Here is an 11,904-nt window from a genome sequence, read left to right on the forward strand (position 1 = left end):
GTGCGACGGTGTCACTGCTCCGGGAAGTCGCCCGCGAGCGCCGCGGCCATCCGCAGGTGCGGCGCCGCCTCGTCCTGCCGGCCCTGCCGCTCCAGGGTGCGGCCCAGCATCAGGCGGGCGTAGTGCTCCACCGGGTCGCGCTCCACGATGGTGCGCAACTCCGTCTCGGCGCGGCGCAGTTGCGCCGAGTGGTAGTACGAGCGGGCCAGGAGAAGGCGGGGGCCGACCTGCTCGGGAACCTCCTCGACGAGACCGTCGAGGATCCGGGCGGCGTTCGCGTACTCCTTCGCGTCGAAGAACATCTGGGCGCGGTCCCAGCGCTCCGCGGCCGTCCCGTGCGTGTAGTACTTCTGCTCCACTGTGTGCCTCCTTGTGCGGCCTTCAACGGGGGAGGGGGTGGAGGTATTCCCTGGTGGCGCGGGGGTGGGTGCGGTGCCTCGCCGGCCGGGTCAGGGCTCCGGGGGAGGGGCCGACGCCCGCAGCGCCGCCTCCAGCTCGAAGCGGGCGTCCGCATCGGTCAGCGTCGGGCCGAAGAGGCGTTGCAGATGGTGCAGGCGCTGGCGGGCCGTCTGCGGGTGGATGGCCAGGCGCGCGGCGAGCTCGGGCGCGCTGCCGTGCGGGCTCTGCAAGTGGGCGAGGAGCGTCTCGGCCAGACGCTCGCGCTGCTTGGGGGTGAGCCCCGCGAGGGGCGCGAGGCGGCGCGTGGCCATGAGGCGGACGAGCGCGGGGTCGGCGAGCAGCAACAGATCCGTGAGACGCCGCCCCGCCTCCGGATCCCCTCCGGCCGGCCCGTGGTCGCGCAGCGTCCGGGCCCACCGCAGCGAGTCGGCGGCCTGCGCGAGCGGGACGACGGGGCCGATGACACCCGACCGCTCGTGCAGAAGCCGCCGCAGGCGGGGATCGGGAAGGAGGCGGCCGGGGTCGGGCACGAGCAGGCAGGGGTCGGGCCCGTCGAGGTCGGCGAGCACGGCGCCGGGCAGCGGCCTGCGCCGCCCGCCGCTCCTCACTCCGGTGGGCGGCACCCGTGTGTCCAACGGCGGGTTCGCGCCGTCGGCCGTGTTGACTCACTGCGGGTGCCACGTATGTTGCTGTGCGTCCCTTCTCCAGCACGCGCACAGTCCGGTCCCGCACACCCACCGCGCCTTGGGAGTCTCATGGACACCACCCCCGCCACCGGGCCCGTCACCACCCCAGCCACGGCCCCCACCACCGGCCCCTCCTTCACCCGCCGCCGCTTCCTGCAGACCACCACCGCCACGGCCGTCGCAGCGGGCGCGGGCGCAGGCGCCCTCCTCGAACCGGCGGCAGCGGCAGCGGAGGCCGCACCGCCGGTGCTCTCCTTCACCGGCGCCACCACCGGGGCCGCCACCCTCGCCCCGTCCGGCGACCGCTTCGTCGCCGAGATCCAGAACATCCTCTGGTCGATCCCGCGCAAGGGCGGCACCGCGAGAGCGCTCACCACCCCCGAACTCGAACCGACTCGCCCCCAGTTCGCCCCCGACGGAAAACGGATCGTCGTCTGCGGCTACCAGGGCGGCGGCTTCCACCTGTGGCTCCTGGACGCCGACGGCGGCACACCGAAGCAGCTCACCGACGGGCCGTGGGACGACCGGGGCCCCGCCTGGTCCCCGGACGGCACCCGGATCGCCTTCGCCTCCGAACGCGGCGGCGACCCCGAGTCCGCCGCCCCGTACCGCATCTGGACCGTGGACGTACGCGACGGAAGCCTCACCCGTCTCACCGGCGCGCCCGGCCAGGACGGGCCCCGACAGAAGGGGGCGTGGGAGGACTTCGACCCCACCTGGTCCGCCGACGGCACGCGCGTGCTCTTCGTACGAGCGGTCGTCACCGACGCCGGTACCCTCCAGGCCTCCACCGTCGCATCGGTCAACGCCGACGGCACCGGCGCCGTCACCGCCGAACACACCGACGACTCCGGCGCCCAGGTCATGACCCCGGCGGTGTCCCCGCGCGGCACGCTCGCGTACCTGCGGACCACCCCCGCACCCGCCGCCACCTGCACCCTCGTCGTCGACGGGAAACCGGTCGACGTCCCCGGCGACCTCGCACCCGTGCCGCCCCGCTGGACCGGCCCGGACACCCTGCTGCTCACCGTCGACGGCCGCTTCCGCCTCGTGCGCCCCACCGCGCCGAGCGAGGGCGAACGGATCGCGTTCACCGCGCGGCTCCCGGTCGACCGACCCCGCTACCGCGTCAAGCGCTACGACTTCGGGACCGGGGGAGGAGCCCGCCCGGTGCGCTCCCCGCACCTGCCCGCCCTGTCGCCCGACGGCAAGCAGGTCGCGTTCGCCGCCCTCAACTCCCTGTGGGTCGGCGCCACATCGGGCGGCCGTGCCCCGCGCAAGGTCGTGACCGCACCGCGGACCCGCTACGTACTCGCCCCGGCCTGGACCCCCGACGGCAAGGCGCTCGTCTACGCCGACGACCGGGCCGGTCTGTTCTCCGTACGCCGCCACGACCTGGACAGCGGGAAGGAGACCGTGCTCGCCGAGGGCGGGCGCGTGTTCCCCGCCCTGTCGCCCGACGGGCAGCGTCTGGCGTGCATCGACATGTCCGGCAACCTCGTCCTGCGCGACCTCGCCGCGGACACCGAACGCATCCTCGCCGCTCCGATGGGCAGCGGCGGACTGCCCGGCAGACCCTGCTGGTCGCCCGACGGCAGATACGTGGCCCTGTGCGACCGCGGCCGCCTCAACCAGCGCTTCCGCGAGGGCTACAACCTCGTCCGCGTCGTCGACACCACGTCCGGCAAGGCGGTCGTCCACCAGGTCGCCCCGCATGTCTCCATCGCCGACCGCTACGACTCCGGGCCCGCCTGGTCGCCGGACGGCCGCACCATGGCCGTGGTCGTCGAGTCCGCGCTGTGGCTGCTGCCGGTCCGCCCCGACGGCACTCCGGACGGCGCGCCCCGGCAGATCACCGACGAGGCCGCCGACCACCCGAGCTGGTCCGCCGACAGCCGGCAGCTCCTCTACCTGAGCGCGGGCAGGCTCCGCCTCCTCGACGTCGCGAAGGGCGCCGCCCGCACGGTCCGCATCCCGCTCGACCACCGCCGCCCCCGCCCCGCCGACACCGTCGTGCACGCGGGCCGCTTCTGGGACGGCACCGGATCCGAGGTCCGCGACGACGTCGACCTCACCGTCGAGGGCGGCCGGATCACCGCCGTCACCCCGCACCGCGCGAGCAACCGGAACGGTGCCAAGCGCATCGACGCCTCCGACAAGACCGTGATCCCGGGCCTCTTCGACGCCCACACCCACCCCTGGCAGTCCACCTACGGCGGCCGCCAGACCGCGCTGCAACTGGCGTACGGCATCACCACCGCCGTCTCCCTCGGCGGTTTCGCCTACGAGCAGGCCCGTATCCGGGAGGCCGTGTACGCGGGGGAGCTCGCCGGGCCGCGGCTCCTCGCCACCGGGGAGCTGCTCGACGGGCCGCGCGTCGCCTACAGCATGGGGCGCGCCCACCGCACCCGCGCGGGCCTGCGCCGCTCCCTCGACCGGGCCGCCGCACTCGACTGGGACTTCGTCAAGACCTATGTGCGGGCGCCGGGCTGGCTGATGAAGGAGGCCGCGTCCTTCGCGCACGAACGCCTCGGGGTGCGCAGCGGCAGCCACCTGTGCACACCGGGCATCCAGCTCGGCCAGGACTTGACGACCCATCTCCAGGCCACCCAGCGGCTTGAGTTCGGGCACGCGACGACGGCGACCGGGCACTGCGCCCAGGACGTGCCGGAGATCTACTCGAAGACCGGCGACTTCCATCTCATCGCCACCCCGTTCACGGCCCAGCCGCTGATCGGCGCCGACCCGTCCCTCGCGGAGGACCCACGTGTCACGCGCCTGATGCCACCCTGGGACACCGCCGCCGTCGAGAAGCTGGCCAAGACCCCGCCCAGCGCGGCCCAACTGGCCACCCTGGACACGGAACTGGCGGTCTACCGACGCGTGCTCGCGGCCGGCGGACACATCGCGCTCGGCACCGACCAGCCGCTCGTACCGGTCGGGCTCCACCTCCACCTCGCGTTGCGCGCCCTGCACCGTGGCGGCCTCACCGCGGCCCAGGCCCTGCACACGGCGACGCTCATGCCCGCGCGGGTCTTCGGCGCGGACGCGGACCTCGGCACCTTGGAGGAGGGCAAGCTCGCCGACCTCACGATCGTCGACGGCGACCCGTTCACCGACTTCGACGACCTGATCCGTACGACGACGGTGCTCCGCGGTGGCGTCCCCTTCCAACAGGCCGACCTGATAGGCTCGTTCGAACCGGTGGCCTCCAGATCGCTGAAGGCCACCGGTGACGACTGGCTGGAGGTGGGCCGCCTCATGCGCCGCGAGGGCTGCTGCGACGCGGGGATCTAGACGGCCGTACGAGACGGCCGTACGAGACGACCGTTCTAGACGCGTGTCCCTCGTGGCGCGAGCCGGTTGCCGACGGCTCCGAACAGGCCGTCGGCGACCAGTGCCAGAACCGCGACCCACAGCGCCGCCGCGATGACACCCGACAGCCCGTACGACACCTGGTTGAGGATGATGTCACCGAGCCCGCCGCCCCCGGCGACGGCCGCGAGGGTCGCGCTGGAGATGACGTAGACGACGGCGATGCGGATGCCGGTGAACAGCACCGGCAGCGCGAGCGGCAGTTCGACGCGCCACAGGATCTGCCACTGCGTGAGGCCCATGCCGCGCGCCGCCCGCACCAGGTCGGCGTCGACCTGCTCCACACCCAGGTACGCATGGGTGAGCACCGGCGGGATCGCCATGATGACCAGTGCCGTCATGACGTTCACGAAGCCGATGCCGAGCAGCCCCAGGAAGATCGCGATGAGGGCGAGCGAGGGCAGCGCCCGGCCGATGTTCGAGATGCTCACGGTCAGGAACGAGCCCTTGCCGCGGTGACCGAGCCACACACCGAGCGGCACCGCGATCACCAGTGCCACCGCGACACCCGCCGCCGAGAGCAGCAGATGGTCGACGGTCCGGCTGAGCAGCAGGCCGAAGTGCTCGGCCATGAAGGAGAAACTCGTGAGGAAGGTGTGCATCAGACGGTCCTCCGTGTCCTGGCCCACGGCGTGAGCACCCGGCCGAGCAGCACGAGCAGTCCGTCGGCCGCGAGGGCGAGCACCACGGCGAGCAGCCCGGCCCCGATGAACTGCGTGTTGAACGGCGACTGGAGCCCTTGGATGATCGGCGAACCGAGCCCCTGGTCGATGATGAACGCGGCGATCTCGACCACGCTGATCGTGGTCACGGTCGCCACCCGCAGCCCGCTGATCACGGCGGGCAGCGCGAGCGGAAGCTCGATCCGCCACAGGACCTCGCGCCGCGTCAGCCCCATGCCGACACCGGCACGGCGTACGTCCTCGGGCACCTCGCCGAGCCCGGTCACCGTCGACTTGAACAGCACCATCAGCGTGTACGCGACCAGGGCGATCTCGGCGGTGAGCACGGACAGCCCCGACACCGGCACCAGCAGCGTGAAGAGCGCCATCGGCGGGATCGTGTAGAGGAACGACGTCAGCCCGCCCAGCGGCCTGACCAGCCACCGCCGGAAGTGCGCGAGCAGCGCCAGCGGGAACGCGATGAGGAAGCCGATCCCGACCGCGATCACCGTGAGCCGCACGTGCTGGACGAGGGCGGGACCGAACACGCTGGAGAAGTTCGCGGTGAACCAGTCGACGCAGAACACGCCGTTGTCGCGCACGCACGAACTGGCCGTGCCGAAGTCGGGGATGACGGGATCGGCGCCGGTCGCCGAGGTCCCGGCTGCCAGGGCCAGCAGGCCGTTCACGCGGCCTCCCGGATGAGCGCGACGGTGACGGAGCCCGCCGGCTTGCCGTCGCCGTCCACCACGGGCAGTCGGTCCGCGCCGCCGGCCATCAGCGCCGACAGGGCGGTGCGCAGGGTGTCGCCCGTGCTCAGCGCACCGTCGCCCGCGGCACCGTCCGCCGGGTCCAGCTTCAGCTCGCCGAGCGTGCGCAGCGTCAGCGCCTTCAGGCCCCGGTCCGTGCCGACGAACCGGGCCACGTAGTCGTCGGCGGGCTCGCGCAGGATGCGCTCCGGGGTGTCGTACTGGAGCAGCTTGCCGCCCTTGGCGAGGATCGCGATGCGGTCGCCCATGCGGACGGCCTCGTCGATGTCGTGGCTGACGAACAGCGTCGTCTTCTGCACCTGCTCCTGGAGGCGCAGGAACTCGTCCTGCACGTGCTCGCGCGTCACCGGGTCCAGCGCGCCGAACGGCTCGTCCATCAGCATGATGGGCGGGTCCGCCGCCAACGCCCGTGCGATGCCGACGCGTTGGCGCTGGCCGCCGGAGAGCTGGGACGGGTAGCGGTGGGCGTACTCCTTGTGCGGGAGTCCGACGAGTTCCAGCAGCTCGCGCACCCGCTCCGCGACCTTGGGCTTCTTCCAGCCGAGCACCTGAGGCACCGTCGCGACGTTCTCCTCGATCGTCTGGTGCGGGAAGAGACCGGCCTGCTGGATGACGTAGCCGATGCCGCGCCGCAGTTCGATGACGTCCTGCTCGCGAATGCTGCTGCCGCCGATCCGGATGTCCCCGCTCGTCAGCTCGGTGAGCCGGTTGACGAGGGTGAGCGCGGTCGTCTTGCCGCACCCGGAGGCGCCGAGCAGGACACAGATCTCGCCCGCGGGAACCGTCAGTGACAGCGCGTCGACGGCGGGCTCGCCCGTGCCGTCGTACGTCTTGGTGGCCGCGTCGAAGACTATGTCTGCTGCGGCGCCGGCGGTCTGCATCGTGGAATGCTCCTCGGTCACGGTCATATCAGCTTGTTCGCTCTCAGGAACCGGTCGGCCACCTTCGCCGGGCTCAGCCGCATCATCGCGGCGGCCTCGTTCAGGGCCTGCATGGCTTCCTCCGTGAGCAGTTCGTCGACGGCGTTCAGCGGCTCGGTGAGCCGCTCGCCGTACTTCTCGACGAGGGACGTGCGCACGACGGGCGAGACGTTCTGGAACCCGAAGACGGCCTGGTCGTCGTCGAGGACGGTGAAGTCGTAGCGGCGCAGCTGCGGGTCGGTGGTGAACACGTCGGCCGCGTCCACGTCCCCGTTCTTCAGCGCCGGGTACTGCAGGCCGATGTTGAGCGGCCGCACCCTCATGTCGTGCAGGTCGTACGCCTTGACGATGGCGTCGAAGCCGAGCGGGCCCGTGATGTTGTCGGGGTACTCGGCGTACGAGATCTTCCCCAGCTTCTTCAGGTCACCGACGGTTTTGAGGCCGTGCCTGCGGGCGTCTGTGGTGCGCACGGCGACGGCGTTGCGGTTCTGGAAGGGCGTCGGCGGCAGCAGCGAAATCCCGCGCCCCGCTTCGAACTTCTTCGCCGCCTCGTACGTGCCGCGCGCGGTCGTCGGCATGTGCTTCGGCATCGCGAACGTCTGGAGGACGACGCCCGTGTACTCGGGGTACAGGTCGATCTGTCCGTTGCGCAGCGCGCGGTCGATGAGGTCGGCGCTGCCGACGTTCGACTTGAGGACCACCTGGAAGCCGCGCGCGGTGAGGATCTGCGCGTACAGCTCGCCCATCACCCACGACTCGGTGAACTGCTTGGAGCCGACCGTGATGACGGGCCCGGTGCCGGCGGCCGACCCGGTGGCCGTGGCCACCCCGGCGGCCGCGACGACACCGAGCGAGCCGGTCAGGAACGTGCGTCTGCGCATGGTCAGACTCCCTGCCGGGGGATCACGGCGTCCGTGGTGCGGTCGAAGACGCGGGTGTCCCCCTCGTAGGCGGTGAGGGTGTTGACGACGGTGAACGCGGTGGCGTCGGCGGTCATCCGGCTGTGCGTGACGACCTTCCAGTGCCAGTCGCCGCGCCCGCCCTCCTCGGTGCGCTCGCACTCCACGACGGCGGAGTGCGGGTCGCCCTCGGTGAGCGAGAACCGGTCGACGGCGTCGCCGCTCTTCCACAGCCCGTCGGTCGCGTCCTTGAAGTCCCCGTCGTTGATGGCGAGTTCGACGACGGTGCGGCCGGTGACCGGGTCGTGCTCGATCCGCCGGGAGGAGCCGTCACCGGTGGTGGCCAGCTCGACCGGCAGATCCGGCTGCGGCTCCCCGTACGGGCGCAGTGTCTCGTCCGCGTCCTGCGGCGGCCGTACGGGCAGGTGGAGCGCGGCGGCGGGGGAGGGGTGCAGGGTGACCGTGACCGGCTCGGGGGACGGCCAGGCCAGCGGCCAGTACGAGGACGACACGGCGATGCGGACGCGGTGTCCCGGCGCGAAGGCGTGCGCGGTCGCCACCAGCGGCACGGTCACGTCGTAGGCCTGCCCCGGCTCCAGCGGCAGCGGCTCCTCGTGCCCCTCGCGGTGCGTGAGGTTGAGCAGGCCGCGCGTGACGAGCCGGGAACTGCCGTCCGGGGCCACGTCGGTGAGGCGCACCGCGAGCTGCGCGGCGGGCCGGTCGGCGCTCACCCGCAGGGTCACGGACGGGGCGCCGAGGATCTCGGCGCGCTCGTCGAGGGGCACGGTGGTGAAGCAGTGCGAGAGCCCGTCGTCGGCGCCCTGCGGACCGAACTGCCCGGCTGCGTCGCCGAACTGGAGCCAGCTGCCGCCCGTGGTGCCGAGCACCCGCGTGCTGTCGAGGCGGGCGTCCCGGAAGCGCAGCGGATCGTGCCCGACCGCCTCGCCCGCCGACTCGCCGGCCAGCGCGAGTGCCTGGCGCTCGATGCGCGGGGAGGGCCACTGCTGTTCGGCGACCCAACGGCCGGGACGCTGCTCCCGGTCACCGCCAGGCGGCGCCCACTCCGGCAGCCACGCACGCAGCGCCGGATCGTCCAGTGCCCCGGTGTCCTTGCCGCGCAGGAACTGGTCGAACCAGCGCACCACTTCACCGTGGAAGTCGATCGCGGGCCCCGGCGCCGCCTGGTGCGGGTAGGTGTGCGCCCACGGCCCGACGAGCGCCCGCACGGGGGCGCCCTCGATGCCTTCGAGCAGGCGCAGCACGGCCCCGCAGTACGGGTCGTACCAGCCGCCCACCGCCAGCACGGCCGCCTCGATCGCCCCGAAGTCCTCGCACACCGAGCCGTGCTTCCAGAAGGCGTCGCGGGTCTGGTGCCGCAGCCACTCCTCGACGTACACCGGGGTGTCCGTCATCCGCTCCAGCCACCGCTCGCGCCACGCGTCGCCCACCACGGCGGGGTCGGCGGGGCGCGCGTTGTAGGCGAGCATCGTCGACGCCCAGGGCAGCATCTCGGAGGCGATCAGTGAACCGCCGGTGTAGTGCACGTCGTCGGCGTACCGGTCGTCCGTCGAGCAGACCGTCACGATCGCCTTGAGCGCGGGCGGGCGCAGGGCCGCGATCTGCAGTCCGTTGAAGCCGCCCCACGACTTGCCGATGATGCCGACGGTGCCGTCGCACCACTCCTGCTCGGCGAGCCAGGCGATGACCTCGACGCCGTCGTCCAGTTCCGCTTGCGCGTACTCGTCGAGCATCAGCCCGTCGGAGTCGCCGCTGCCGCGCAGGTCGACGCGGACGGCGGCGTAGCCGTTCGCGGCGAAGCGGGCGTGCAGGCTGTTGTCGCGGTCGGCCGTCCCGTCGTTCTTGCGGTACGGGATGTACTCGAGGATCGCGGGCGCCGGTCGGGCGGGGCCTTCCGGCAGCCAGACGCGGGCGGCGAGACGTGTGCCGTCGGCGAGCGGAATCCACAGGTGACGCACGAGTTCTGAAGGTGCTTCGGGCAAGGTGAGGTACTCCTGTCGCGCTCCAGCTACTCACTGTCCATTCAGTAGTAGCGGCGGGCTCCCTACCCCTCGCCCACACCTCGAAACCAGCCGTCCCAGAAAGTGGACGGATGTCCCTGGTGACGGATGGCACAGTGGGAGACATGGACACCCCGCCGTTCCGGCTGCTCCCCGGAGACCCTTCCTCGCCGGTGCTGCTGCACGTGCCGCACGCGTCCCGCGCGATCCCGGCGTCCGTACGGGAAGGGCTCCTGCTCGACGGAGCGGCCCTGGAGCGCGAACTCGACCTCATCACCGACGCCCACACCGCGGTCGTCGCGGACCGCGCCGCACGGGCCACGACGGTCACGCCCTGGCGGTTCGTCAATGAGCGGTCCCGGCTGGTCGTCGACCCGGAGCGGTTCCCCGACGAGCGCGAGGAGATGCGGGCGGTCGGCATGGGCGCGGTCTACACCCGCACCACGCACCGCGAGCCACTGCGCCGCGAGCCCCCTGCGGACGAGCTCGCCCTGCTGGAGACCTACTTCGAGCCGTACGCGCGGGCCATGACACGGGCCGTGGCCGACCGCCTTGCCGCGACCGGCCGGGCGGTCGTCATCGACGTCCACTCGTACCCGAGCCGCGCCCTGCCCTACGAACTGCACGGCACGGACCCGCGCCCGCCGGTCTGCCTGGGCGCCGACCCGTTCCACACCCCGGACTCCCTCCTCGCCCGCGCCCGCGAGGCCTTCGCCCCACTCGGCGAAACCGGCGTGAACACTCCCTTCGCCGGTGTCTACGTCCCGTTGGAGCACTACGGCAAGGAGCGCCGCGTCACCGCCCTCATGCTGGAGCTGCGCCGCGACGTCTACCTCCACGAGCCGGTCACCCCGCACGACGGCCTGGCGAAGGCGGCCGACGCGCTCGCGCACCTCGTCGAGGCGGTGACCGGCGACTGACGGGCGGCCGCCCGCTCAGTCCACCGCGACCAGCGACTCGGGTGTGAGGTCCGCGAGCGTCGGATAACCGTCCACCGCCATGATCAGGTCGGCCTCGGCGAGCAGGGAGCGCAGCACGTGCACGAGGCCGTCCACGCCGCCGACCGCGAGCCCGTACGCGTACGGCCGCCCGACACCCACCGCCGTCGCGCCCAGCGCGAGCGCCTTGACCACGTCGGCGCCCGAGCGGACCCCGGAGTCGAAGAGGACCGGCAGGCCGTCCGCCGCCTCGACGACACCGGGCAGTGCGGCGAGGGCGGGCAGGCCGCCGTTGGCCTGGCGGCCGCCGTGGTTGGAGCAGTAGATCCCGTCCACGCCGCCGTCCTTCGCGCGCCGCACGTCCTCGGGATGGCAGATGCCCTTGAGGATCAGCGGCAGATCGGTGAGCGAGCGCAGCCACGGCAGGTCGTCCCACGTGAGCGGGTTGCCGAAGATGCCGACCCAGGACCGCACCAGGTCCGTGGGGTCGGTGCTCGCGGCGATCTCCTGGAAGCGCGGGTCCGAGGTGTAGTTGGCGAGGCAGTGGCCGCGCAACTGCGGGAAGTTCGACGTCGACAGGTCGCGCGGGCGCCAGCCGGTGACCCACGTGTCGAGCGTGACCACGATGCCCTTGTAGCCCGCCGCCTCCGCCCGCTTGACCAGGCTCTCTGCGAGCGCCCGGTCGGTGGGTGTGTAGAGCTGGAAGAAGCCGGGTGTCTCCCCGAATTCCGCCGCCACGTCCTCCATCGGGTCCACCGTCAGCGTCGACGCCACCATGGGCACACCCGTGCGCGCCGCGGCCCGCGCCGTCGCCAGGTCCCCGTGACCGTCCTGCGCGCACAGCCCGATCACGCCGACCGGCGCCATGAACAGCGGCGAGGGGAGCCGCGTGCCGAACAGGTCCACGGACATGTCGCGCTGCGCGGCGCCCACCATCATCCGGGGCACGAGCCCGTACCGTTCGAAGGCCCGCACATTGGCGCGCTGCGTCTGCTCGTCGCCCGCGCCCCCGGCGACGTAGGACCAGACGGAGGGGGAGAGGGCGGCCCGCGCCCGCTCTTCGAGGGTGGCGAAGTCCATCGGCTGCGTGGGTGTCACGCCGCGCAGTCCGTCGAGGTAGATCTCGAATTGGTAGTCGCCGAACTGCGGGCTCATCACGCACCTCTTCCACGGGGCCTTGACGTCACGAAGTCGACGCCGGATTCGGGTCGTCCGGCGCTCGCGCCTCAATCTGCCA

At 72.5% G+C, this 11,904-nt stretch carries 10 protein-coding genes; 2 read left to right on the forward strand and 8 right to left on the reverse strand.

Annotated features, from left to right (window positions below):
- Positions 1 to 11: 11 nt before the first annotated feature.
- Positions 12 to 302, reverse strand: a complete 291-nt coding sequence (locus ACY34M_RS28285; RefSeq protein WP_462721281.1) for a tetratricopeptide repeat protein — start codon at positions 300 to 302, stop codon at positions 12 to 14.
- Positions 303 to 449: 147 nt separating this feature from the next.
- Positions 450 to 1,022 (reverse strand): helix-turn-helix domain-containing protein, encoded by a 573-nt coding sequence (locus ACY34M_RS28290; RefSeq protein WP_462721135.1) that lies wholly within the window; start codon positions 1,020 to 1,022, stop codon positions 450 to 452.
- A 132-nt stretch (positions 1,023 to 1,154) separates the two neighbouring features.
- On the opposite strand from ACY34M_RS28290, the gene ACY34M_RS28295 reads away from it, so the two are divergent.
- The gene (locus ACY34M_RS28295; RefSeq protein ID WP_462721136.1) at positions 1,155 to 4,382 is read left to right on the forward strand and encodes an amidohydrolase family protein; all 3,228 of its coding nucleotides are present in this window, start codon (positions 1,155 to 1,157) and stop codon (positions 4,380 to 4,382) included.
- A gap of 35 nt (positions 4,383 to 4,417) precedes the next feature.
- Here the strand turns inward: ACY34M_RS28295 and ACY34M_RS28300 are convergent, their stop codons facing one another.
- Genes ACY34M_RS28300 through ACY34M_RS28320 form a run of 5 tightly spaced genes read right to left on the reverse strand, consistent with a single transcriptional unit; the run spans position 4,418 to position 9,711 of the window.
- Positions 4,418 to 5,062, reverse strand: coding sequence for an ABC transporter permease (locus tag ACY34M_RS28300; protein ID WP_462721137.1), 645 nt, complete (start codon positions 5,060 to 5,062; stop codon positions 4,418 to 4,420).
- Entirely contained in the window at positions 5,062 to 5,811 is a 750-nt protein-coding gene (locus ACY34M_RS28305) for an ABC transporter permease (RefSeq protein WP_462721138.1), read from the reverse strand. Before ACY34M_RS28305 ends, ACY34M_RS28300 begins: the two co-directional genes overlap by 1 nt.
- The gene (locus tag ACY34M_RS28310) at positions 5,808 to 6,773 is read right to left on the reverse strand and encodes an ABC transporter ATP-binding protein (RefSeq protein WP_462721139.1); all 966 of its coding nucleotides are present in this window, start codon (positions 6,771 to 6,773) and stop codon (positions 5,808 to 5,810) included. The genes ACY34M_RS28305 and ACY34M_RS28310 overlap by 4 nt, the downstream gene beginning before the upstream one ends.
- Positions 6,774 to 6,796: 23 nt before the next feature.
- Positions 6,797 to 7,693 (reverse strand): ABC transporter substrate-binding protein, encoded by an 897-nt coding sequence (locus tag ACY34M_RS28315; RefSeq protein ID WP_462721140.1) that lies wholly within the window; start codon positions 7,691 to 7,693, stop codon positions 6,797 to 6,799.
- Positions 7,694 to 7,695: 2 nt separating this feature from the next.
- Positions 7,696 to 9,711, reverse strand: a complete 2,016-nt coding sequence (locus ACY34M_RS28320; protein ID WP_462721141.1) for a CocE/NonD family hydrolase — start codon at positions 9,709 to 9,711, stop codon at positions 7,696 to 7,698.
- A gap of 143 nt (positions 9,712 to 9,854) precedes the next feature.
- On the opposite strand from ACY34M_RS28320, the gene ACY34M_RS28325 reads away from it, so the two are divergent.
- Entirely contained in the window at positions 9,855 to 10,649 is a 795-nt protein-coding gene (locus ACY34M_RS28325) for an N-formylglutamate amidohydrolase (protein WP_462721142.1), read from the forward strand.
- A gap of 15 nt (positions 10,650 to 10,664) precedes the next feature.
- On the opposite strand, the gene ACY34M_RS28330 is transcribed toward ACY34M_RS28325, so the two are convergent.
- Positions 10,665 to 11,822: an alpha-hydroxy-acid oxidizing protein gene (locus tag ACY34M_RS28330; protein WP_462721143.1), complete on the reverse strand. Its 1,158-nt coding sequence runs from the start codon at positions 11,820 to 11,822 to the stop codon at positions 10,665 to 10,667.
- Between the last annotated feature and the right edge of the window lie 82 nt (positions 11,823 to 11,904).

The organism is Streptomyces sp. EDA2-14 (assembly GCF_054963755.1).